Source organism: Algibacter agarivorans (assembly GCF_039543245.1).
Lineage (GTDB): Bacteria > Bacteroidota > Bacteroidia > Flavobacteriales > Flavobacteriaceae > Algibacter_G > Algibacter_G agarivorans.
Genome location: NZ_BAABJJ010000037.1, coordinates 41280 through 64804, shown reverse-complemented (window position 1 = coordinate 64804; position 23525 = coordinate 41280). Strand labels below are relative to the sequence as shown.

At 33.7% G+C, this 23525-nt stretch carries 21 protein-coding genes; 7 read left to right on the top strand and 14 right to left on the bottom strand.

Annotated features, from left to right (window positions below; all coding sequences use genetic code 11):
* Positions 1-288: 288 nt before the first annotated feature.
* Both folE and ABD935_RS12985 read left to right on the top strand, forming a co-directional pair.
* Positions 289-876: a GTP cyclohydrolase I FolE gene (gene folE / locus ABD935_RS12990; RefSeq protein ID WP_345192566.1), complete on the top strand. Its 588-nt coding sequence runs from the start codon at positions 289-291 to the stop codon at positions 874-876.
* 118 nt (positions 877-994) lie between these two features.
* Positions 995-1255, top strand: coding sequence for a hypothetical protein (locus tag ABD935_RS12985; protein ID WP_345192564.1), 261 nt, complete (start codon positions 995-997; stop codon positions 1253-1255).
* Positions 1256-1323: 68 nt separating this feature from the next.
* Here the strand turns inward: ABD935_RS12985 and ABD935_RS12980 are convergent, their stop codons facing one another.
* Positions 1324-1953, bottom strand: coding sequence for a YceI family protein (locus ABD935_RS12980; RefSeq protein ID WP_345192562.1), 630 nt, complete (start codon positions 1951-1953; stop codon positions 1324-1326).
* A 122-nt stretch (positions 1954-2075) separates the two neighbouring features.
* On the opposite strand from ABD935_RS12980, the gene hemN reads away from it, so the two are divergent.
* Positions 2076-3440, top strand: coding sequence for an oxygen-independent coproporphyrinogen III oxidase (hemN, locus tag ABD935_RS12975; protein ID WP_345192559.1), 1365 nt, complete (start codon positions 2076-2078; stop codon positions 3438-3440).
* 77 nt (positions 3441-3517) lie between these two features.
* Positions 3518-4351 carry a universal stress protein gene (locus ABD935_RS12970; RefSeq protein WP_345192557.1) on the top strand — a complete coding sequence of 278 codons (834 nt, stop codon included), beginning with the start codon at positions 3518-3520 and terminating at the stop codon, positions 4349-4351.
* Positions 4352-4690: 339 nt separating this feature from the next.
* Here ABD935_RS12970 and ABD935_RS12965 read toward each other — a convergent pair whose 3' ends face one another.
* From ABD935_RS12965 to ABD935_RS12905, 13 genes are all read right to left on the bottom strand, one after another.
* Positions 4691-5089 (bottom strand): hypothetical protein, encoded by a 399-nt coding sequence (locus tag ABD935_RS12965; RefSeq protein WP_345192555.1) that lies wholly within the window; start codon positions 5087-5089, stop codon positions 4691-4693.
* A 160-nt stretch (positions 5090-5249) separates the two neighbouring features.
* On the bottom strand, positions 5250-6653 hold the full coding sequence (locus ABD935_RS12960; RefSeq protein WP_345192554.1) for a TolC family protein: 1404 nt from the start codon (positions 6651-6653) through the stop codon (positions 5250-5252).
* A complete protein-coding gene (locus ABD935_RS12955) occupies positions 6650-8008 on the bottom strand; it encodes an HlyD family secretion protein (protein WP_345192552.1) in 1359 nt (452 codons plus the stop codon). The genes ABD935_RS12960 and ABD935_RS12955 overlap by 4 nt, the downstream gene beginning before the upstream one ends.
* A 3-nt stretch (positions 8009-8011) precedes the next feature.
* Positions 8012-9679, bottom strand: coding sequence for a peptidase domain-containing ABC transporter (locus ABD935_RS12950; protein ID WP_345192550.1), 1668 nt, complete (start codon positions 9677-9679; stop codon positions 8012-8014).
* A 2-nt stretch (positions 9680-9681) separates the two neighbouring features.
* The gene (locus tag ABD935_RS12945; protein WP_345192547.1) at positions 9682-10353 is read right to left on the bottom strand and encodes a TetR/AcrR family transcriptional regulator; all 672 of its coding nucleotides are present in this window, start codon (positions 10351-10353) and stop codon (positions 9682-9684) included.
* Between the two features lie 243 nt (positions 10354-10596).
* Positions 10597-11298 carry a sulfite exporter TauE/SafE family protein gene (locus ABD935_RS12940; protein WP_345192545.1) on the bottom strand — a complete coding sequence of 234 codons (702 nt, stop codon included), beginning with the start codon at positions 11296-11298 and terminating at the stop codon, positions 10597-10599.
* Between the two features lies 1 nt (position 11299).
* The gene (locus ABD935_RS12935; RefSeq protein WP_345192543.1) at positions 11300-11746 is read right to left on the bottom strand and encodes a FixH family protein; all 447 of its coding nucleotides are present in this window, start codon (positions 11744-11746) and stop codon (positions 11300-11302) included.
* Between the two features lie 185 nt (positions 11747-11931).
* Positions 11932-13356, bottom strand: coding sequence for a cytochrome c oxidase accessory protein CcoG (gene ccoG, locus ABD935_RS12930; protein ID WP_345192540.1), 1425 nt, complete (start codon positions 13354-13356; stop codon positions 11932-11934).
* Between the two features lie 146 nt (positions 13357-13502).
* Positions 13503-14408: a cbb3-type cytochrome c oxidase N-terminal domain-containing protein gene (locus tag ABD935_RS12925; RefSeq protein WP_345192538.1), complete on the bottom strand. Its 906-nt coding sequence runs from the start codon at positions 14406-14408 to the stop codon at positions 13503-13505.
* Positions 14405-14590 carry a CcoQ/FixQ family Cbb3-type cytochrome c oxidase assembly chaperone gene (locus ABD935_RS12920; RefSeq protein WP_345192536.1) on the bottom strand — a complete coding sequence of 62 codons (186 nt, stop codon included), beginning with the start codon at positions 14588-14590 and terminating at the stop codon, positions 14405-14407. Before ABD935_RS12920 ends, ABD935_RS12925 begins: the two co-directional genes overlap by 4 nt.
* A gap of 24 nt (positions 14591-14614) precedes the next feature.
* The gene (ccoN, locus tag ABD935_RS12915; protein WP_345192535.1) at positions 14615-16807 is read right to left on the bottom strand and encodes a cytochrome-c oxidase, cbb3-type subunit I; all 2193 of its coding nucleotides are present in this window, start codon (positions 16805-16807) and stop codon (positions 14615-14617) included.
* Between the two features lie 10 nt (positions 16808-16817).
* Positions 16818-17003: a cbb3-type cytochrome oxidase assembly protein CcoS gene (ccoS, locus tag ABD935_RS12910; protein ID WP_345192534.1), complete on the bottom strand. Its 186-nt coding sequence runs from the start codon at positions 17001-17003 to the stop codon at positions 16818-16820.
* 239 nt (positions 17004-17242) lie between these two features.
* A complete protein-coding gene (locus ABD935_RS12905) occupies positions 17243-19618 on the bottom strand; it encodes a heavy metal translocating P-type ATPase (RefSeq protein WP_345192533.1) in 2376 nt (791 codons plus the stop codon).
* A gap of 104 nt (positions 19619-19722) precedes the next feature.
* Between ABD935_RS12905 and ABD935_RS12900 the strand changes: the two genes are divergently transcribed.
* The 3 genes from ABD935_RS12900 (at position 19723) to ABD935_RS12890 (ending at position 23290) form a co-directional block, all read left to right on the top strand.
* Entirely contained in the window at positions 19723-20400 is a 678-nt protein-coding gene (locus ABD935_RS12900) for a Crp/Fnr family transcriptional regulator (RefSeq protein ID WP_345192532.1), read from the top strand.
* Positions 20401-20488: 88 nt separating this feature from the next.
* Positions 20489-21616, top strand: coding sequence for a vWA domain-containing protein (locus tag ABD935_RS12895; protein WP_345192530.1), 1128 nt, complete (start codon positions 20489-20491; stop codon positions 21614-21616).
* A gap of 207 nt (positions 21617-21823) precedes the next feature.
* Positions 21824-23290: a magnesium chelatase gene (locus ABD935_RS12890; RefSeq protein ID WP_345192529.1), complete on the top strand. Its 1467-nt coding sequence runs from the start codon at positions 21824-21826 to the stop codon at positions 23288-23290.
* Positions 23291-23525 lie beyond the last annotated feature (235 nt).

Sequence of the window (23525 nt, the reverse complement as noted above, 5' to 3'; positions counted from 1 at the left end):
AACCTGTTATGTACAATTAAGATTGCTTTTTATTCAGGGCAAACTCATACGTTTATTTGAAAGTCATTTTTGCCACGAATGCACGAATTAAACTGAGAATAGGGCTAAAAATAATTATCTCGAATAAAAAATCTATAGATTTTTTTTAAATTAGTGTAGATTCTTTTTGTGTAAACTCATAATGAAGAAAAAATTAGTGTATTCGTGGGGTTTTTCATAAAGTATGATTTTGCCTTAGCTTTTTATTGTTAAGTCCGTTTTAAGCTTTATATTTATTAAAAAAAAGCTATGCCATATAAGAGTTTTGAGGAGTATAACATGAAAGTCACAGACGATGTTAAAAACAGATACGAAAGTATTATTAAAGATTTAGGAGAAGATACCCAACGAGAAGGTCTTGTAAAAACTCCAGAACGAGCTGCAAAAGCCATGCAGTTTTTAACACAAGGGTATGACCAAGATCCGGTTGAAATTCTTAAGACAGCCATGTTTAAAGAATCTTATAACGAAATGGTTATTGTAAAGGATATCGAGCTCTATTCGCTTTGCGAACACCATATTTTACCATTTTTCGGTAAAGCACATATCGCTTATATTCCTGATGGTCAAATTGTTGGATTGAGTAAATTACCTAGAATTGTAGATGTTTTTGCAAGACGACTTCAAGTTCAAGAACGTTTAACGGAACAAATTTTAGATTGCATTAACGACACTTTAAAACCTCAAGGCGTAGCTGTGGTTATTGAAGCCTCTCACATGTGTATGATGATGCGAGGCGTACAAAAACAAAATTCTATTACGACAACTTCTGGATTTAGAGGGCAGTTTGAAAAAATTGAAACTAGAAATGAGTTTTTAAAGTTAATAGGTAAGTGATACTAAATAAACTTCAAAATTCATTTGGTGTCATTTGGTATTTTTCTTGATTCTATAAAGGGGATAGATTTCCTCCCGATAGCTATCGGAATTAGTGGAAACCAAAAAACTTCTTTTAATGAATAAATACATAAAATTAGTACTCGGCATTGCTTTAGATGCTGTAGGATATGTGTCTTTTTTTATTCCTGGTATTGGCGAGTTTACCGATATTGTTTGGGCACCAGTATCGGGTTGGCTAATGACAAAACTTTATAAAGGAAAACCTGGAAAAATTGCAGGTGTTGTAACCTTTATAGAAGAAGCTCTACCTGGATTTGATGTGATACCAACATTTACTTTAATGTGGATTTACACTCATGTTTTTAAGAAGGATTGATGTTTGTATGAATACAATTTGAAAAACAAGTAACTGCTCCACTAAAAATATATCAATTTAAACAAAAATTAGTTTTTTCTTAAAAAAGTACTAACTTCAATAGCAACATCTTCCCAAGTTTTGCTAACGCCATCGGCACCTTTATGCAAATCAAAACATACTTTGTTTAATGCTGCTAATGCATCTAAAGCATCCCAATCTTTAAGATTCATTGTGCCAGTCATGGTAACCCGTCTTTCGTCTGTTATGTTTATATCTAGCGGTAAATTATGAGTAACGCCATTCATGGTAATAGAGGCAGTACATTTGTTATCAACATAACTAATAGAGCCTTTTAAAAATTCAGTATTTAGCATACTCCCGAAAAAGGAGTTTTTTATTTTTGCATCTCGTGTATTGGTCGCGTCATTCGTAAATAAACTACTAATTGGAATAGAAAAATTCAAATTGTTTAAAGCTTCCTGTGGTGATATTCCAGATTTAGTTTCAAAATTTACAGTAGTAAATTCACCACCAACTCCTTTTTTTTCAGTAGTTTTATATGCAGTCCATTTTACAGATGTTGCTTCGGGTTTTACAACAAAATTTTCTTTGGCTGCTATTTTAATATTTGAATCTGTTTTAGCCTCTTTTTTTTCATTTTTACAAGATATTGTACTTATGGCTAAGGCAAATAATAAGAAGCTTATTTTTTTCATTTTTCTTGAATTTTATTTATGCGAAAGTTAAGATATTAATAAATGGATTGCAAGAGTTAGTATGACATAAATCATGTTTTTTGAAAATGAACAGTTATACTTTTGAGCTTTAATAGTTGGGTATGTTAAAATCATTAGTCAATAAATATAATATTGCGGGTCCTCGTTATACGAGTTATCCAACGGTTCCGTATTGGAATCAAGAATCATTTTCTCTAAAAAAATGGAAGTCTTCTTTGGTGCAATCCTTTAAAGAAAGTAATTCAAAAGAAGGCATTAGTCTTTATATTCATTTGCCGTTTTGCGAAAGCCTCTGTACATTTTGTGGATGCAATAAACGTATTACCAAACAGCATAATGTAGAATCGCCCTACATAAATGCCGTGTTAAAAGAATGGAACTTGTATTTAGAATTGTTTGATGAAAAACCTATTATTAAGGAATTGCATCTTGGTGGAGGAACCCCAACTTTTTTTAGTCCAGAAAATTTAAAACACCTAATTAATGAAATTTTTAGGCATGCAGAACGTGCTGAAAATTACGAATTTAGTTTTGAAGGACATCCAAATAACACGACTCGTGAGCACTTGCAAGCCCTGTATGATGTAGGTTTTAGACGCGTAAGCTACGGAGTTCAAGATTATAATGAAACCGTGCAAAAAGCGATTCATAGAATTCAGCCTTTTGAGAATGTAAAACGCGCTACGGAGTTAGCTAGAGAAATAGGATATACTTCGGTAGGCCACGATATTATTTTTGGTTTACCATTCCAAACCTTAAAACACGTAGAAGAAACTATTTTAAAAACTAAAGCATTACTGCCCGATAGATTAGCGTTTTACAGTTACGCACACGTGCCTTGGATAAAAGGAAACGGGCAACGCGGATTCAGTGATTCCGATTTGCCATCGGCAGAATTAAAAAGAAATCAGTATGAATTAGGAAAACGATTACTTGCCGAAGTTGGATATGAAGAGATCGGTATGGATCATTTTGCGCTCACTACAGATTCACTTTACCAATCTATGGAACAAGGCAATCTACACAGGAATTTTATGGGTTACACCGCTTCAAAAACTCAAGCCATGATAGGTCTTGGAGTGTCTTCCATCAGTGATAGTTGGTACGGATTTGCTCAAAATGTAAAAGATATTGAGAGCTACTATAACCTGTTAAACGATAATGTTATACCAGTGTACAGAGGGCATATTTTAAATCAAGAAGATTTAGTTGTCAGAAGACATATATTAAATTTAATGTGTAAATTTAAAACATCTTGGGAGCAGGGTTCTCTTTATTTTGATGCGTTGCCAGATACTTTAATTCGATTGAAAGAAATGGAAAAGGACGGATTAGTTGAAGTCCGTTCTAATGCCATTAAAGTTACAGCAAAAGGACAACCATTTGTTAGAAATATATGTATGGCGTTTGATGTGCTGCTACAAAGAAAACAACCAGATACCCAGTTGTTTTCTATGACTGTTTAGTTGAAGGTTATTTTCTTCAATATGCCAATTTAATTCACATCCTGAGCTAGTTTCGGGGTCTTAAAAAAAACGAAATCATGAAAAAAATTATCGTACCCATAGATTTTTCTGAACACTCTGAATATGCATTAAAAACAGCCGCAAAACTTGCTAAAAAGTATGATGCTGAGTTGTTGGTGTTGCACATGTTAGAGATGTCTGAAATTATGTTGTCTGCATCAGATGGGCTTCAAAATCAGAAAACAGCGTTTTTTCTTCAACTGGCTCAACAGAAATTTGAAGATTTTTTAAAAAAGGATTATTTAAATGATATCAAAGTAACACCAATTATTAAGCATTTTAAAGTGTTTAGCGAGGTTAATGATGTCGCGCTTAAGCACGATGCAGATTTAATAGTCATGGGGTCTCAAGGCACAAGTGGTATTGCGGAATTTTTTGTTGGATCTAATACCGAGCGTGTGGTGCGTCATTCAAAAATTCCCGTATTAGTTGTAAAGAATGATGTGCAAGATGTCAGTTTTGATGTGGTTGCTTTTGCTTGCAATTTCTCAGAGGATGCAATAAAGCCTTATTTGGATGCAAAGAAAATGTTCGATAAAACAGGAACCAAACTCTATTTAGTGCATGTTAATTTGCCCAATGATAAATTTAAGAGTTCTTTAGAAATTGAAAAACGTGTTGTTAACTTTTTTTCAAAAGCAGAAGGTAATTTAGATAAAATGAAAGATGTTCATTACGTATCTGATTATACGGTTGAAGAGGGGGTTTTAAACTGCGCAAATAAAATTGGAGCAGATTTAATAATTGTCCCCACACATGGCAGAAAAGGATTGGCGCATTTCTTTGAAGGCAGCATAGGTGAAGATGTGGCAAATCATTCCACATTACCAGTTATGACGTTTAAGATTTAAAATAACAAAATAATTCCTCCCATTTTTTAAGGGAGGTGCCTTTAGGCGGAGAGGTAACTCTTAATTATTTAGAATTTAATTACAAGTCAATATTTTTGGGCTGCTGCCTGCCCGCCTAACGCAGGTGTTTGCTAGTTTATGTTTTTAAATTGAAAGTTGTTTTTGTTTTTGGAGAGGTTAGTTTAATGTGTTAGGTTATGGTTTCGTTGTATGAAAATCCCCGAGGATTTTCCGCCGTAACCCAAAGACAGTAAACATGCAAGGGATTTCCGAGATGAAAGACGGAAGCAATGAGCTATAGCGGTTGTTGGCATTTCGTTTTTGTTAAAGGAAAAAATATTAATCTGGTAAAGTTCTACCCGAAATTTCCACTTTTCCATTATTAATAGTTGAATCGGGAGTATTATTCCCAAGTGTATCAGTTTCTGATTGGGAATCTCCTCCTTCTGGCAACCAAACAGCAGTAATACTTAATGAGCCTTGATAAGGAATGTCTCCATATGCTGCTGCTTCTAATCCAAGACCTGCTCTAACTTTAAGGTTTATGATCCAAGGTGAAGTAACATTGGTTAGTTCAATAAGGTCCCCTTGACTATTTCTATAGTCTACCTTGTTAATGGTTGCTCCATTTGATGCAATTACCGTATATGTAATATCATACATGGTTCTAGCTGGTTTGTCATCTTTTGAGCATGAAACTAAAATTGCAATTGCTGTAATAAATAATAGTTTTTTCATTATCTGTAATATTAAATTATTCCTACTCTTAAGGTTTTTCTGAACCCACCTTATTTAGTGCATTCAAATGAATGCCAACAGACGTTAAACGAAGATAGCCGAAATTTTTTACAAAGTCAAGTTAGCTGAATAATATCTAATTAGATTTCAACTTCAAATCTTAATTCACCTGAGCTTCAGAAAGCGCCAACACATTAAACAAGCTGGCTTTAGTTTTAAAGAAATTATTCTCAATGTCTATAGCTTTTAGTTTCGCGTCAATTAGTTTTGATTCCCGAGAATTTACTAAAAACAATGAGCTTTCTCCTAAAAAGAATTTGCGTTCTTCCGCAGATAGCATTTTTGAATAATCATTTACTATCGTATCTGTAAAATCGTTTTGTAAGATGTATGAGTCCAATTCCTGATTAATCGCATCAATCTTGTTTTTTAAACTAACTCTAGTATTTTGAATGTCGAACTTAGTGTTCTGAAGTTTTATTTTTGCTAATTTCAAATCGCCACGTTCTTTTCTTAAAAACAAAGGAAAACTAATGTTAACACCACTTTTATAAGCCGATGTACTAAATGAACGCGCCACTTCTGGAGTTTGAGATAAAAAATTGTACTGCAAATCTATTTGAGGCAATAAGTTATTTAGCTTTAATCGTTTTTCAATACTTAAACTTTTAAACTTATAATCTAAAGATTGCAATTTTGGGTGACTTTCAATATCAAAACTCTCCATGTCCAATCCTGATGTGTTTAGGGTTAAATCAATACTGTTAAAGGTCAGTACATCTGGAATCATACCATTTTTAATTTCAATAGGTGTGTTGTCATTCAGCCATAAATAGTTGGATAATTCTAATGACGATTTAACAAATTTGATTCTTGATTTTTCTAAATTAAGTCTTCTGTTATTCAGCGCAATTCTAGCTTCTAAAGTATCAATGGCGGGTTTGTCTCCTACTTCAAAACTCTTTTTAATGCCATTAAAACGCATTTCTGCATTCGTTAAGAAATCTTCGTAAACCCGTTTTTCATTATAGGTTTTTAACCAATTAAAATAGGTGATCGTGGCATCGAATAAAATACTGTTAACCAATAATTGTCTATCTGCTTGGGCTTGTTTTACATACAATCTTGACTGCCTTAACATTGCCATTCTACTGTTAGTAAGTAAGCCTCTGGCAACGGGAACAGAAACACCTGCACTGTATAGACCATCTTCTGGAACAAAAGCTTGTGGGTTTAAAAAATCCCCTGTGTTTTCTTCAAAATTTCCTTTTAATTCCACACCAAACCAAGTTGGGATTTTAAAGGAAGCATTTAGCCTGTCGTAATATTCCGTGTTTTTAAATGTCTTTCTATCGTAATCTACTTCCAGTTTTGGGTCAAAAGCGCCACGAGCTTTCATTAGTTTTGCTTCACTTTCATTAATCATCAAATTGGCTTGCTTAACAATAGGGTGAAACGACTTAACATAGCCTAAATATTCAGATAGCGATATGACCGAAGTACTATCTTGAGCCGAAACTAGATTGCTAAAGCATAATAAAATACTTAATATGAATGCTCTCATTTTTTATCTTTTTTAGATCCAGATTTTATACCATCAGGTTGATAATAGTTAGGAGGGAAGCTGTTAATTTGACGCCACAATTCAAACCAAATAGGCACATCTTCTAATAAGGCTATAGTTCTTGCCCCAGAACCTACTCGTATAGCTTCTGGCCATTCGTGGTCTGTTTCATCTGGTGCTAGTAGTACTCTGTATTTGCCGTTGCTACTTATAAAACGTTCAATAGCAACAACTTTTGCACCATAAGTTCCATAAGATACATTTGGCCATCCGCTAAATACTATGGCAGGCCATCCGTCAAATTGAACACGTACTTTTTCGCCTTTATGAAGTAAGGGTAAGTCTATTGGTTTAACAAAAGTTTCAACTGCTAAATCGTATTTTGAAGGCATTATGCCAACTAATTCTGAGCCTTCTTTAAAGGTTACACCAATACCGCCAGTAAGCACTTTGTTTATGAATCCATTTTGTGGCGCAGTTACATACAATAGGCTATTACGCTTTTTGTAATTACTATAGGCGTTTTCAAGTTTTGTAACTTGAGCTTGGGTGTCAAAACCACTAGATTGTGCGGTAAACATATCGCTTTGCGCTTTTGAAATTTTATCAGTAAAAGCAGCATTTGTTCTTGATAATTCTAACCTCGCATTAATTACATCATTTTGACTCATGAGATATTTGTTTTCTTGCGAAATAAATTTAGCCTGAGTTTCTTGAAGTTTTAAGCGTTTTTCTTCAACATCTTTTAAGGCTTTTAAACCTTCTTCTTGTAACGTTTGAATACGATTAAACTGTGTTTCTGCAATTTTTAAATTAGTTTTAGAGGCTTCCAAATCAATGCTATCACTTTTTACTTTAAGCTGCGATTGCATCAATTTGTTTTTAGTTTGCTCCATCTTCAATTTTTGCTCGTTTCGTAATGCTGAAATTTGTCTATTTAAAGCATCAACTTTTCCGCCATAAGCTGTTACAGATGATGATTTGGCCTGTATTTGGTCATTGGTTCTTTCCATCAGCCTATCATCAAAATAATCACTTTTCACTTCAGAAATCCTTAAAATGGTATCGCCTTTTTTTACTTCATCACCTTCTTGTACAAACCACTCTTCAATGCGTCCAGGTATTTGAGATTGAATATGTTGCGGACGCTGATTAGGTTTTAAAGTCGTAACAATGCCTTGACCTGTTATGTTCTGAGTCCAAGGTAAAAACATTACTATTAAAAGAATAATAGCCGCTGCTAACAAAAATCTATTAAAGTATTTGTAATACTTAATATTCATGATATTCTTTCCAGACTTATATTCGGCTAAGTCTATTTTTTTGTTCAACTGGTTATGTGATATATTGAGCATGACTTAGTTGTTTTTAGATTTGATTTGACCTTTTTCTAAGGTGATGATTTCGTTGCATTTATCTTTCCAAACAGAACTAAAACTAACTACAACGAGTGCCCAAGGCCTATCTTGATGGGATAAATAATCTACAATAGCTTTTGTTTCCGCTCTATTAAACCTATCTAAAGCATCTTCAAGGATTAATACTTTTGGTGTTTTTAGAATTGCGCGAGCCAAAACAATTTTTTTTGATAATGAGTAAGACATTTGTCTGCCGTCTGGATAAAGCACCGTGTTTAGACCATCTGATTGTTCCTTTATAAAAGATTTAAGCCCAACAATGTCAAGAACTTCATGAATTTTTTCATCTGCAATATTAGCATTTCCAAAGGTTAAATTGTCTCTAATAGAACCTTCGAAAGGGTTTTCATCCGATAAGGAAAGTCCTAATTGCGATCTGTAAAAGTTTAAGTGTAAACTATTAATAGACATATCATTTATATACACATGACCGCCTGTAGGTTGTATAACTCCAGCGATTAATCGAAGTAAAGTAGATTTTCCCGAACCGCTTTCACCATTAATTAAAATTCTACTTTTTGAGTTTATTTTTAATGAAATGTTATTTAGAATATGTTTATCTCTATTGTCAACTTCATATGAAACATGTTCCAATTCAATATTAATACCTTTACTGAATTGAGGTGTCTCTCCACCTTGATTTTCTAATTCTTTGTCAACAATTTGACCTATTTTTTCTAAGGACGTCAAAGTGTCGTAAAATGATTCTAACCCTAAGATTAGTTTTTCTACTGAAGCGATTACCAAAAGAATAATGATTTCTGCTGCAACAAACTGCCCGATATTCATTTCTTGGTTTAAAACAAGAGCGCCTCCAATCAACAGTAAACTTGCAGTAACAATAACTTTAAAGCTTATCATTTGAATGAATTGAAGCATGATAACCTTAAAATGACTTTCTCTTGCTTTTAAATAATCATTTACTAAATCATCATTCTTATTTATACCTAAGTTTGTGCTTCCAGACAATTTAAAGCTAATTACAGAACGCGCAATTTCTTGAATCCAGTGGGCGACTTTGTATTTGTTTTTGGATTCTTTTAAACTGGTTTCTAATCCTTTTTTTGCGGTGAATTTGAATACTACAAATATGAGAACAAGTAGTAAAAGTCCAAAGACTATAAAGAAAGGATGGTAAAATGACAGCAGTATTAAAGCAAATAAAATTTGTAAAACAGCTGTTGGCACATCAATTAGAATTTTTGACAAACTCTTTTGAATTGTTAGTGTGTCAAAAAAGCGATTTGCCAATTCTGGTGGGTAATAATTACGCAACTCAGACATTTTTATTTTTGGAAATCGATACGCCAACTCAAAAGAAGACCTTGTAAATATGCGTTGTTGTATGGTTTCAATAATTCTTAATTGCATGAGTTGTAAAGCGCCAGAAAAAGCCACGCCAAGCGTTACTATAATGACCAGGACGACCCATGATGTTGATATTTGCGCACCTTGAATTAAATTGATGATAGCTTGGATTCCTAATGGTAGTGATAAGGCGACAATACCAGCAAAAATAGCGTAGTAAAAAATTTGTAGTATATCCCTTTTTTCCAACTGAAGTAAGCCTACTAAACGTTGCCAAGGGGTCATTTGATTGTTTTCCATAGTTAGGATTTCAAAGTGTTAAGTACTAAGTTTTTCATAAAATTTGTTGGGGAAACCCCATCGTTACAATCTGTAATTGATTTAAAATGGTCTTTTAAAAAGTGCTGATGTAAACTACCTTCAATAATAGTACTTGCGAGACTTGATGGGAATTTGTAATCAGGTTTTGTACCAATAATCATATCGCGTAAACGATGTACAATGCGCTTGTATATTACAAAATAGCCCTCTTTATTTTCTTGGTCAACCTCTTTAGTTAAAAACGATTTTGAATTTTCATTAACCATAATTTTATTTAGAATGGTCTCATTAATATGGGAGAATTTTGAATCTTTTTTTATGGCTCTAGTAACAATTTCAATAGCCTTTTCAAGTTTGTCAGATGGATTTAAACTATGTGTTTCAAACACCAATTGATACTCAATCCATGCCCAATACCATGACGATAAATACAGAAGTAGTTTGTGTTTGCTTTCAAAATAACGATAAATAGAGCTCTCGTTAGAGCCTATTAATTTCCCAAGTTTTTTAAAGGTAAAGCTGTCAAAGCCAATCTCGTCAATTAAGATGATACTATGTTCCACAATACGCTTACCAAGATCAGAAGACTCTGGGTCTTTTACATAGATTTTCTCAGGAACTGCAATCTTTAAGTTTGAAAGTAATGAATCCATAATTAGTAAATTTAAGCGCAAATATAATAGTAATACTATTATTATAGTAACCAAAGCTATTATTTTTATTGATGTATAATTGATAAATACTATGAGTTAGTGTAGTTTTTGAGTTAAACATCTATAAGTAAGGTGGTTTTGTGTATTTTGAATATCTTCTAGAGGGGATTGTAGATGTCCGCAGTGATGAGAACATTCCTAAAGTAACCTCAAGGGAACCCCCAAAAAACCAAAATGTATCTTTTAATGACAATCCACCCCGCCAGAGACCACGTCGTAAACGGGAGCAGGAGAGAGGTAAGGAATACCTAAACCTAAACCGCGTAGAATAAATAAAGCACCAATAATAATAACAAAAACAGGAATAGCTTTTTGAATTTTATGTCTTGCTGAACCTTTTAAAAAGTGACTAAAATAAATTGCCGTCGTCATTAAAGGAATAGTTCCAATGCCAAAAATAGCCATATATAAGCTACCGTTAATTGCATTTCCTCCAGCAATAGCTGCAAATAATGCCATATATACTAAGCCACAAGGTAAGAATCCATTTAAAAAACCAATGGTTATAAAGGTATCCAATGTTTTTTTCTTCATAGCACTGCCCAAGGCAGATTTAACTTTGGAAATAAGCCTATAAATAGGTTTCGAGAAATTGTATTTATTAAAGGTTTTTTGAGGAATGATAACTGCAAGAATCATTAAAACACCTATAATAATAGATAGCTGTTGCTGAAATCCAAAAATGTAAAGGCGTTGCCCGATAAGTCCAAAAATGAGTCCAATAGTACTATAAGCTAACAACCTGCCAAAATGATAGATAGCAATTTGTGACACTTTTTTAAACCCATTTGTTCGGTCTACTGGTAGCATAAACGCTATTGGCCCACACATACCTACGCAGTGGAAACTTCCAAGCAATCCCAGTATAAATGCCGAAAAAAGCATACTAATATGTTATAGATTCTTTAAATAAATAATTATTTCCGTTATATTGCCAATCTACTATAATGTTCCAACGACCATCTACCAAACGATTGTCAGGTATGAGCAAATTAGATTTAGACAATGAAATGATAGTTTCAAAGTCTAACTGTTTGTTAGATGGTCTATATAGGAACACTTTTCCAGTAATTTTTTTGTAATCTATAGTTTCAGGGAACACAATTTTTAAGCCTTCACTAGTTCTTAAATAGCTAATATTTTCCTCTAGCTCTTTTGATTTTTCAAGTTTATTAATATCATTTTGATATAGTAATTCGGCACCATAATAATCCTCAGTAACTAATTCGTGTTCAAAGTTATCGTCCACAAGCATCGTTATGATAAAGTACAAAATAAAGGCGATAAAGCCAATAAAAGCAAGTACAATTCCGGTTCCCCAATTAAATTTCATGATTCAATATTTTGTCATTCTGAGTTCATTTCAGAATCTCATAATTCTTTTTTATGGCATTTCCCTTCGTACCTCGGGTCGGGCTTTCACTACTCGCTCCCTTCGAGGAGCTCAAACATACCGTTCAATCCCTAATGCACCCATCCGCCAAAGTCACTTCCAACTTCTGTCTTCGTGCTTCTGTCTTATTTAAAACTCCTAGGCCCTAAAAAATTTGCCGTTGTTGTTTCAATTAGCTTGTCACCCGAGTAAACACCAATCTTTATTTTATTTCTATCTCCAGTTAAAGCCGAATTATTGATCTCTATAAATAAGGTGCCTTGAGCAATGCCTTGATTGGGCACTATAAAACTGTCGTGTGTGGATACCACTTTTAATTTGCCTTTATGCGACATCAATTTAAAACTCACATCCTCAATATCTTTGGATGTTTTATTTACCAATTTATAGGTAAACACATTGCTTATTATATTGTTATCTTTATGTTCATATAATTGGCCTGGAAGTCTTAAAACATTGGCTTCTATGTCGTTTCTTAAAAAAAGCATACCAGTAAGTAATCCAACTAAAATGGTTAAAACGGCTATATAGCCTTTCATTCTATTCGTGATTTTAAATGGTGCTTTCGTTTCTATATTTTCTTCACTGGCATATCTTATCAACCCTTTTGGAAGATTAATGCTTTCCATAATATGGTCGCATTCATCAATACAAGCGGTACAGTTTATACATTCTAGTTGTGTACCGTTTCTAATATCAATGCCTGTTGGGCATACATTCACACACTGAAAGCAATCAATACAATCGCCATGGCCTAAGGCTGCTCTGTCTTCGTTTTTCCTGAATTTTTTCCTGCCTTTTTCTGCTTCGCCACGTTTATGGTCGTAAGCCACTACTATGGATTTTTTGTCCAATAAAACTCCTTGCAATCTTCCGTAAGGACAAGCAATAATACAAACTTGTTCTCTAAACCAAGCAAATACAAAATAAAATACTGCTGTAAATATTGACAGCGAGATAAGTGTGCTTAAATGGCTAAAAGGACCATCGGCTATGTATTGAATGAGCTTATCGCTTCCTATTAAATAGGCTAAAAACACATTTGCAATAATGAATGAAATGATTAAAAATATAATCAGTTTTAATCCTTTCTTTCTTATTTTTTCAGCATTCCATTCTTGTTTTGATAAACGGATCTGTTTTCCCCGATCGCCTTCTATCCAATATTCAATGCGTCTGAAAACCATTTCCATAAAAATGGTTTGTGGACAAATCCAACCGCAGAAAATCCGACCGAAAGACACCGTAAACAGTGCAATAAACACCACGCCAATTATCATTGAAATAACAAACAAATGAAAATCTTGTGGCCAAAATGGAAATCCGAATATATTAAAACGACGTTCTAATATATTGAACATCAAAAACTGATTACCGTTAATTTTTATAAAGGGCGATAATAATAAAAATGCTAATAACCCATAGCTAACCAGCTTTCGGTATTTGTAAAACTTTCCGCTAGGTTTTTTAGGAAATACCCAAGCACGTTTGCCTTCTTCGGTAATCGTACCAATAGAATCTCTAAATGTTTCGTTTTTTGGGGTTTCCACTTTTTTTTATTTATCCTGCGAGCCCCGATAATTATCGGGATTAAAAACATTGTAGGTATGATGAAACTATGCTTTAAGAGACCTACAAGGTTTTTTAAAACCTCGCAGGTCTAAAAGTGTTTAGTTTATATTGAATCTGTTACAATTTACTCAACTGCTTCGGTAGGAGCTTCAGCATTTTCATCAACCCAAACATCGCCTTCTGCTACTTTCGGGTTTGCTGGCGTAGTACCTTGAAATGTTAAAACATAACTGGCTACCTGTGCCATTTCTAATGGTTTAAGTTGTGCTTTCCAGGCAATCATCCCTTTTCCTGAACGCCCACCTTCTGATACGGTTGTAAATATGCTTTTAATGTTACCACCTAAAATCCAGTGTTTATCGGTTAGATTTGGGCCAATACCACCGCCGCCATCTGCCATATGGCACGCCACGCAATTTGTTTCGAATATTGTTTTTCCAGCTGCTAAATCTGCTGCTTCAGTAAGTTGTGTTACGGTATTGGCGTCTACTAAATTTTTTGCCGTTTTTTTGTATTGCTCAATAGCAATTCTAGCTTCTGCCAATTCTGTTTCTAATTCATCAATTTGATTATCTCCATTAAAAACATGATATTTAGCTAAGTAAACAAATGCAAAAACAATTGAGATGTAAAAGGCATACACCCACCAAGGTGGTAAGTTGTTATCTAATTCTTTTATACCATCGTAGTTATGGTCTAAAATAATTTCGCCTTCTTCTTCAATCGGTTTTGAGCCTAAAAGTTTTGTATAGGTTTCTTTTAGCCAAGTGAACTTATAAGCCGATTCCTTTTCAGCTAAAAAGCGTGTTTTGGCTTCTTCATCTAATTTGTGTAGCATTACATTTTCTAATGCGCCAACAATCGCTTCAATAGCAATAAGAATTAAAAGCACTAAAAGAAGAAATAGCATCACTGCGGGATATTCAATAAATGCAGGTTTTTCTCCAGAATCTATAAAGAATTCTACGGCTCCGAAAATGATAAAAAATACTATTGGAACTCGAATCCAAGATGGAACTAATTTTCTCATAATATATCGTCGTTTTGGTTGTCTAAAGGAAGGTTACTTACGTTTTTTATATAGTCTTTTTTAGCGGTAATAACCCACCAAAAAAGTAGTACAAAAAAAGTAAAGAAGATGAGTAGAGAGATCATCGGATAAATCTCGATTCCTGCAATACTCTCCATATGGTTTTTTACAAATTTCAACATGGTTTTGAATAATTTTGATGGTTATTATTGTTGCTCAGGTTTTACGTGAATATCAGTTCCCAATCGCTGTAAATAAGCTATAAGTGCAACAATTTCTCTGTTTTTCATTTCTATAAACGTTTCGCCATTATCAGAAGCATATTTTTTGTCTGCTTCATAAGTTTTAGCAAAATCTGGGTCGTTATGCAGGTTTTCTTCAATTTGAGCTCCTTGATCTAACATGTTTTGTTGCGCATTGGCAATGTCTTCATCTGTATAAGGTACGCCTAGTGTAACCATAGCTTCCATTTTTGCCTCTGTCATCGATTTGTCAAGTTTACTAGATGAACCTGTTATTAACCAAGGATAGCGTGGCATAATAGAACCGGATGAGGTACTTTGTGGATCGTACATGTGATTGAAGTGCCAGTTATCTGAATATTTTGCACCAATTCTGTGTAAATCAGGACCTGTACGTTTACTTCCCCAAAGGAACGGATGGTCGTAAACAAACTCACCAGCTTTTGAATATTCGCCGTAACGCTCTACTTCATGTCTAAACGGACGAATCATTTGTGAGTGGCAACCCACACAGCCTTCACGAATATAAATATCTCTACCTTCTAACTCTAGCGGCGTATAAGGTTTTACACTAGATATGGTTGGGATGTTCGATTTTACCATAATAGTTGGCACAATTTGAATAATACCACCAATTAAAATAGCAACTGTAGCTAAAATGGTTAATTGAATAGGTCTACGCTCTAACCATGTATGCCAACCTTCACCAGAAGTGCGTTTTTTAGTTACGCGCTCTAAAGCAGCTGCTTCTGCTAATTCATCTTCAACTTTACTACCTTGTTTAACTGTCATTATAACATTGTAAACCAAGATGAACATACCAATGATATATAGTGTACCACCAATAGCACGCATCCAGTACATCGGGATGATTTCAGTAACGGTTTCTAAAAAGTTACCATAAACTAAAGTGCCATCTGGATTAAATTGTTGCCACATAGAATATTGCGTAAAACCAGCAACATACATGGGTAGCGCATAGATAATGATACCTAATGTGCCTAACCAGAAATGTAAATTTGACAAGGCTAACGAGTACATTTTTGTTTTAAATAAGCGAGGGATGAGGTAATAAATAATACCAAACGCCATAAAACCATTCCATGCTAATGCGCCCACGTGTACGTGTGCAATAATCCAATCGGTAAAGTGGGCTACGGCATTTACACTTTTTAATGATAGTGTAGGCCCTTCAAATGTTGCCATACCATAACCAGTAATAGCTACAACCATGAATTTTAAAACAGGGTCGGTTCTTACTTTATCCCAAGCACCGCGTAAGGTTAAAAGTCCATTTATCATACCACCCCAAGACGGCATTAAAAGCATCACAGAAAAAGCAACACCTAAATTCTGCGCCCATTCTGGTAACGCTGTATATAATAAGTGATGTGGTCCAGCCCAGATATAAAGAAATATCAGCGACCAGAAATGCACGATAGATAATCTATAGGAGTAAACAGGTCTATTTGCTGCTTTCGGTACAAAATAATACATCAATCCTAAAAAAGGCGTTGTTAAAAAGAAGGCCACCGCATTGTGTCCGTACCACCATTGTACTAAAGCATCTTGAACACCAGCGTAAACCGAATAACTTTTCATTGCGCTTACAGGCAATTCTAAACTATTAAATATATGAAGTACGGCAACGGTAACAAACGTAGCAATGTAAAACCAAATAGCAACGTATAAATGGCGTTGTCTTCTTTTTAAAATGGTCCAAATCATATTCACACCAAAAACCACCCAAATTAATGCAATGGCTATATCTATTGGCCATTCTAATTCAGCATATTCCTTTGAAGTTGAATAGCCTAAAGGTAAACTGATGGCAGCTGCAACAATAATAAGTTGCCAACCCCAGAAGTTAATATTACTTAAAAGGTTGCTTGCCATACGTGCTTTTAACAAACGCTGTAGCGAATAATAAATACCAGCAAACATGGCATTTCCAACAAAAGCGAAAATAACGGCATTGGTATGTAAAGGTCTTAAACGACCAAAACTAAGCCACGAAATACCGTCGGTAAGATTTGGGAATAGAAACATAAAAGCAAGTAGCAAACCTACTGCCATGCCTACAACTCCAAAAATTATTGTAGCATAGAGGAATTTTTTAACGATTTTATTATCGTAATGAAACTGTTGCATCTCCATAATTGAAATATTATTCTTTTTTGGTTAGTATTGTTTTTTTTGGTTTTTCTTTAATGAGTTCGTCTTCAAATAACATGCGAACGGAAGGGGTGTAGCTATCGTCAAACTGTCCATTTTTTACAGCCACAATAAAGGCTACAAAAAAAACAAGAGCAACAATAATACTAATAGTTAGTAAAATATATATAACACTCATACCTACTTGAAGTTATAGATCAAAAGTACTTTCATACTATTTTGTAAAACATGACATTTATCATGTTTTCTTATTTGTAATCATTCTAATTTTCTTTGGGCGCCTGCCTGTTGGTAGGTTACCACAACGGGTGGGCTTTTCGCTATATCTTTTTCTCGTGACTCAAAAAAGGATGACGCTGCAATCCCTGCCTGCCGGAAGGGCTAACTCACTTGTTTGCCAAAATCTCTTTTTTAATATTAGGTCAATTTTCTACCTAAAACATTCGTGCAAATTGTTGTAAACACTACAATACTAATCGAACTTAAAGGCATTAATATGGCAGCTATTACTGGAGCTAATTGACCAGTAACCGCAAAATATAGCCCAATGATATTATAAATAAATGAAAAAACAAAACTCCATTTAATAATTTTTATAGACGATTTTGAAGCTTTTATAAATTTGAATAATTGGTTGAATTTTGAAGCATCCAAAATAGCATCACAGGCGGGCGAAAACACATTTACATTTTCTGAAATGGCAATACCTACATTGCTTTGTGCCAATGCTCCAGCATCGTTCAGCCCATCACCAATCATTAAAACTTTTGCTCCAGAGTTTTGGTGGTGTTTTATGTATTCTAATTTGTCCTCAGGTTTCTGATTAAAAAATAATTTAGTTTTAGCTGGTAATAACTTTGTCAAGTTTTCCTTTTCGCCTGCATTGTCGCCCGATAAAATGACCAAGTCGTAATCTCTTTTCAGCCTTTTAAAAAGTTTAGAAAGCCCTTTTCGATATTTATTATAAAACGTAAATTTCCCCTTGTATTGATTGTTGGTACTTACATGGACTGCTGTGTTTAATGTAGCCGTTTCAGAAGCAAACCCAACAAAAGGCGCAGACCCGATTTTTATAGAATCTTGCTCGTGTCGTGCTTCCATGCCCTTTCCTATGTGTTCTTGGTAGGTGTCTAAAGTCACAATGTTATGTTCGTTTAAAAGCGAGTATAAAGAGCGACTAAGTGGATGATTAGAATTCCGTAAAGTGCTTTTAAGCAAAGATTCTTCATTGCCAGAAAGCTCTAAGCCTTCATAGTCTATATGGGTTTCTTTGTTTGCGGTAATTGTTCCAGTTTTATCAAAAATAATAGTGTCGACAGCTGCTAATTGTTCAATAACAGAAGCATTTTTTGCATAGAATTTTAGCTTACCGAATATGCGTAATAAATTCCCAAATGTAAAAGGAGCTGCTAAGGCAATGGCACACGGGCAAGCAATAATTAGAACCGCTGTAAACACATTCAATGCTTTTGAGGCATCATTAAATAACCAAAAGGCAGTTGCTATAAACGCGATGCTTAAAACGGCAATGGTGAATTTTTTACTAATAGCGTTGGTTAGTGTCGTAAAGCTGTCTTCTTTATTTTTGTTAAATACATCGTTACTCCACAGTTGGGTTAAATAACTTTGTTCAACGGTTTTTAAAACATCAACTTCAATACTAGAGTTTAGTTGTTTCCCTCCTGCAAATAATTTATCACCAGATTTTTTTGATACGGCTTCAGATTCTCCTGTTACAAAACTATAATCAATATGGGCCTTGCCATTTATAAGAATGCAATCTACAGGAATAAGTTCTTCATTTCTAATGAGCAATCTGTCACCTTTTTCAATATCGTAAACTTGAACAGATTCCTCCTTTCCATCAGCATTTATTTTAGTAATCCCAATAGGGAAATATGATTTGTAATCCCTTTCAAATGATAAAAAAGTATAGGTTTTTTGTTGAAAAAATTTTCCAAGAAGCAAGAAAAAAATGAGTCCAGATAAACTATCAAAAAATCCTGTACCTAAATTAAAAATAATTTCGGTTGTACTTCTTAAAAATAAAACGGTTACACCTAAAGCAATGGGTACATCAATATTTAATATGTTAGAGCGCAATCCTTTATATGCAGAAATAAAATAATCTTGTGCCGAATAAAATACAACAGGAAGCGAAAAAGTAAACATCAGCCATCTAAAAATAGGAGCGTAGGTTTCAATCCAAAAACCAGAAACCTGAAAATATTCTGGAAACGATAAAAACATAATGTTCCCAAAGGCAAAACCGGCAATGCCTAATTTGTAAATAAGCGACCTGTCGGTATTTTTTTTGCCAACGCTAAAATCGTCCAGACTTATAAAAGGTTCGTAGCCAATACTACTTAATAATTTAACAACTTGTTTTAAAGAGAAGCTTTCGCTATTATAAGTAATGCGAACTGTTTTCTTTCCAAAATTTACTATAGAAGCACTTATTGAAGGTGCTATTTTGTTTAGGTTTTCAAGGATCCAAATACAAGAACTGCAATGGATATGAGGAATATAAACTGTTGCAATCTGTGTTTTTTCGTCATTAAATTCTAATAAACTTTCAACAATTTTATCATTATCTAGGAAGTTGTATTTGCCTTCTATATCACTTGGTTTGGCACCAGCGGCTTTCTGTAAATCATAATAGCATGTTAAATCGTTTATAGAAAAAATCTCGTAAACAGTTTTGCAACCATTACAACAAAATGATTTTTCATCATAAGTTATTTCGGAAGATGTTGAATCTAATCCACAGTGGAAACATGTTTTATGCCCCATAAAATTTGCTCATTTATACCTTTTGCGAAAATACAAAACAAGTGCTTTTTATATATGATATTTGTCATGTTTTCTTTATTTTTACACTACTTTAATTTTTTACCATGGGCAAGTGCGAACAATGTATTATTAAGCAATTTAACTCTTTGAAGTCTTTAACTAAAGATGAACTAATACGTATATCTGGTTGTAAAACTTCTAAAAAGATTAAAAAAGGGTCAATTATTTTTGAAGAAGGCGAAGTTTTAAATGGTGTATATTGTGTTAAGGATGGCATTTGTAAACTATCCAAATTAAGCGAAAACGGAAAAGATCAAATAGTTAAAATGGTTGTTAAAGGCCAATTACTTGGGCAGCGTTCATTAATTAGTGATGAAAGTTCTAATTTACAAGCGGTAGCATTAAATGATATGGAAGTTTGTTTTATTCCTAAAAGTGAGATTATTGCCGATCTTCAAAAAAACCCAAAGTTTTCTTTTGACGTGTTGAAAGATATGGCACACGATTTAAAGGAAGCTGATAATATTATTGTTAATATGGCTCAAAAGTCTGTAAAGCAAAGACTTGCGGAGGCTTTAGTTTATATTCACGATAGTTTTGGTGTAAATCCTGATGGTACGCTAAGTGTATTGCTTTCTAGAGAAGACTATGCGAATATTGTTGGTACAGCTACAGAATCAGCGATACGTGTTTTGTCTCAATTAAAAAAAGAAAAACTAATTTCTACAGTTGGTAAGTATATAAAAATAGAAAACTTAGAAGGTTTAAAACGTGTTGAATAGCAATTATTTAAAATCCTTGTTAAAGTATAGATAAATCTAATTACTAGATTCAACATTTTGTATAAAAATATAGTATTTTTATACAGCTATGAAAAACATTAAAACTTCCAGAAAAGGTTTTGTATTTAAAAAATATGAAGCACCAAATCTATCACCTTTTGATAAGCTTTTTGATATTTTTAAAGAATTAATTACGCATACTTCTGGCGATTTTGACGAAGCCATTGATTGGTTGCGAGAATTAGATAAAGAATACAAACTCACCACATCAGAATACACTATTGATGATTTTATTGAAGACCTTAAAAAGAAAGGCTACATAAGAGAAGAAATTGATAATAAAGGACAAGGAGGTATGGCTATTACTGCAAAAACAGAAAGAGCTATTCGGCAACAAGCATTAGACCATATTTTTGGAAAAATTAAACGTAGTGGGCAAGGCAATCATAAAAGTAAAAGCCCAGGAGTAGGCGATGAGCATACCGGCGATTTTAGAAATTATCAATTTGGTGATGCTTTGGATAAAGTATCTATGACTGAAAGCTTGAAAAATGCCCAAATCAATCATGGTATTGGCGATTTTACTTTATCAGAAGATGATTTAGTAGTTGAAGAAACGCTACACAAATCGCAAATGAGTACCGTGTTAATGATTGATATTAGTCATAGTATGATTCTTTATGGAGAAGATAGAATTACTCCAGCTAAAAAAGTAGCCATGGCATTGGCCGAATTAATTACCACAAGATATCCTAAAGACACTTTAGATATTTTAGTTTTTGGTAACGACGCTTGGCAGATTGAAATTAAAGATTTGCCGTATTTAAAAGTAGGGCCTTATCACACTAACACCGTTGCAGGTCTGCAATTGGCAATGGATTTATTACGCAGAAAACGAAACACCAATAAACAAATTTTTATGATAACCGACGGAAAACCAAGTTGCTTGCGTTTACCAGACGGACAGTATTATAAAAATAGTAATGGTCTAGATACTCATATTGTAAATAAGTGTTATGCTATGGCGCAACAGGCAAGGCGATTACACATTCCTATTACTACATTTATGATTGCTCAAGATAATTACTTAATGCAATTTGTACGGGAGTTTACCTATGCCAACCAAGGAAAAGCGTTTTATACAGGTTTGAAAGGTTTAGGTGAAATGATTTTTGAGGATTATGAAACAAATAGAAAAAAAAGAATTAGAGGTTAATTTAAGATAAAACTCCTCTTTCTTCCGATTTGAAATAAAACCGAAATTCATTCTCCTCTTAAATTTAAGAGGAGAGCAAGTAAAAGTGAAAATGGTAAATAAAATTTAAAAGTAATTAAAAGTATAAATAGAACTTGTTCCTCCCTAATTTTTTAAGGGAGGTGGATTCCGATGATAATCGAAATTCGGAGGGTTAAATAATTAAATATGAAAATAGAAAACATAAAAACACTAGGCGAATTAATAAAGGCAGGTTACAAAAGCAAATTTATAAAGGATGAGTTAAGAGATAATTTAATTCAGAAAATAAAAAATAAAGAGACTACTTTTGAAGGCGTTCACGGCTATGAAAACACCGTAATACCAGAGTTGGAACGTGCTATTTTATCAAGGCATAATATTAATTTATTGGGATTGCGTGGACAAGCAAAAACACGTTTAGCCCGTTTAATGTTGAATTTATTAGATGAGTATATTCCTTTTGTTGAAGGTTCTGAAATTAATGATGACCCATTACAGCCAATTTCTAGATATGCAGTTGAATTAATAAAAGAAAAAGGAGATGATGCACCAATTTCATGGTTACACCGAAGTGAGCGTTTTGCCGAAAAGCTGGCTACGCCAGATGTTACTGTCGCTGATATTATTGGAGATGTAGACCCTATTAAAGCGGCTAATTTAAAACTGAGCTATGCAGATGATAGGGTAATTCACTACGGTATGATTCCAAGGGCAAACCGTTGCATTTTTGTAATTAATGAATTACCGGATTTGCAAGCTAGAATTCAAGTAGCGTTGTTTAATATTTTACAAGAAGGCGATATTCAAATTAGGGGCTTTAAGCTGAGATTACCTTTAGATATCCAATTTTTATTTACAGCAAACCCCGAAGATTATACAAATCGCGGTAGTATTGTTACGCCTTTAAAAGATAGAATTGGTTCCCAGATTTTAACGCATTATCCATCGGATATTGAAACGGCAAGACAGATTACAGAGCAAGAAGCTAAAGTGGTTGAAGGCCAGAAAGCATCTGTTATAGTGCCCGATTTAGCAAGAGATTTGCTAGAACAAATTGTTTTTCAAGCCCGCGAGAGCGAGTTTATCGATGCCAAAAGTGGCGTAAGTGCACGTTTAAGTATTACAGCTTTAGAAAATTTATTAAGCACAGCAGAGCGACGGTCTTTAATGGTTGGAGGTGGAATAACCACATTACGATTATCCGATTTTGTTGGTATTATTCCGTCTATTACCGGGAAAGTAGAATTGGTTTATGAAGGTGAGCAAGAAGGCGCTGCCGTGGTTGCTTATAATTTAATTGGTGAAGCTGTAAAAAGTTTATTTCCTGAGTTTTTTCCTAAGATTGGAAAACTACAAAAACAAGAAGAGGAGAGCCCTTATGATGATATTGTGTCTTGGTTTTTCAATCAAAAAGATGGTTTTGAATTGTTAGATGATTTAAGAGATAAAGAGTATAAGGCTTTATTGGATGCTATTTCGCCATTAGATGATTTGTTAGCTGAATATCAACCTAACTTATTAAAACAAGACAGCTATTTTGTAAAAGAATTTGTGCTTTGGGCTTTAGTGGAATTTAAACAGTTAAGTAAACACAGGTTTACTGAAGGTGTTCAATTTAAAGATCCTTACGGTAGTTTTATAAACGATTTATAAAATTCGAAATTTTGACTTGAAATTTTTAACCGAAAAAATGTTTTTTTCGGTTTTTTTATTTTTTGCAGTTATTAATTATTCAAAAATGTAATGGTCATTTTTTCGAATTGATAATCTGTGGCGTTCTATTTATTACATATTGAATAGTTTTAAGAATAGTTCTTATTTAATAGGTTTTTAGCTGTTTAACTTCTAATTTCTTCAAAATTAAAATTAGAATTAAACAAAAACAACA

Excerpts from the sequence above, each read along its gene's own strand:
- folE (WP_345192566.1), top strand. The coding sequence starts at position 289 with ATGCCATATAAGAGTTTTGAGGAGTATAACATGAAAGTCACAGACGAT.
- ABD935_RS12985 (WP_345192564.1), top strand. The coding sequence starts at position 995 with ATGAATAAATACATAAAATTAGTACTCGGCATTGCTTTAGATGCTGTA.
- ABD935_RS12980 (WP_345192562.1), bottom strand. The coding sequence starts at position 1,953 with ATGAAAAAAATAAGCTTCTTATTATTTGCCTTAGCCATAAGTACAATA.
- hemN (WP_345192559.1), top strand. The coding sequence starts at position 2,076 with ATGTTAAAATCATTAGTCAATAAATATAATATTGCGGGTCCTCGTTAT.
- ABD935_RS12970 (WP_345192557.1), top strand. The coding sequence starts at position 3,518 with ATGAAAAAAATTATCGTACCCATAGATTTTTCTGAACACTCTGAATAT.
- ABD935_RS12965 (WP_345192555.1), bottom strand. The coding sequence starts at position 5,089 with ATGAAAAAACTATTATTTATTACAGCAATTGCAATTTTAGTTTCATGC.
- ABD935_RS12960 (WP_345192554.1), bottom strand. The coding sequence starts at position 6,653 with ATGAGAGCATTCATATTAAGTATTTTATTATGCTTTAGCAATCTAGTT.
- ABD935_RS12955 (WP_345192552.1), bottom strand. The coding sequence starts at position 8,008 with ATGCTCAATATATCACATAACCAGTTGAACAAAAAAATAGACTTAGCC.
- ABD935_RS12950 (WP_345192550.1), bottom strand. The coding sequence starts at position 9,679 with ATGGAAAACAATCAAATGACCCCTTGGCAACGTTTAGTAGGCTTACTT.
- ABD935_RS12945 (WP_345192547.1), bottom strand. The coding sequence starts at position 10,353 with ATGGATTCATTACTTTCAAACTTAAAGATTGCAGTTCCTGAGAAAATC.
- ABD935_RS12940 (WP_345192545.1), bottom strand. The coding sequence starts at position 11,298 with ATGCTTTTTTCGGCATTTATACTGGGATTGCTTGGAAGTTTCCACTGC.
- ABD935_RS12935 (WP_345192543.1), bottom strand. The coding sequence starts at position 11,746 with ATGAAATTTAATTGGGGAACCGGAATTGTACTTGCTTTTATTGGCTTT.
- ABD935_RS12925 (WP_345192538.1), bottom strand. The coding sequence starts at position 14,408 with ATGAGAAAATTAGTTCCATCTTGGATTCGAGTTCCAATAGTATTTTTT.
- ABD935_RS12920 (WP_345192536.1), bottom strand. The coding sequence starts at position 14,590 with ATGTTGAAATTTGTAAAAAACCATATGGAGAGTATTGCAGGAATCGAG.
- ccoN (WP_345192535.1), bottom strand. The coding sequence starts at position 16,807 with ATGGAGATGCAACAGTTTCATTACGATAATAAAATCGTTAAAAAATTC.
- ccoS (WP_345192534.1), bottom strand. The coding sequence starts at position 17,003 with ATGAGTGTTATATATATTTTACTAACTATTAGTATTATTGTTGCTCTT.
- ABD935_RS12905 (WP_345192533.1), bottom strand. The coding sequence starts at position 19,618 with ATGGGGCATAAAACATGTTTCCACTGTGGATTAGATTCAACATCTTCC.
- ABD935_RS12900 (WP_345192532.1), top strand. The coding sequence starts at position 19,723 with ATGGGCAAGTGCGAACAATGTATTATTAAGCAATTTAACTCTTTGAAG.
- ABD935_RS12895 (WP_345192530.1), top strand. The coding sequence starts at position 20,489 with ATGAAAAACATTAAAACTTCCAGAAAAGGTTTTGTATTTAAAAAATAT.
- ABD935_RS12890 (WP_345192529.1), top strand. The coding sequence starts at position 21,824 with ATGAAAATAGAAAACATAAAAACACTAGGCGAATTAATAAAGGCAGGT.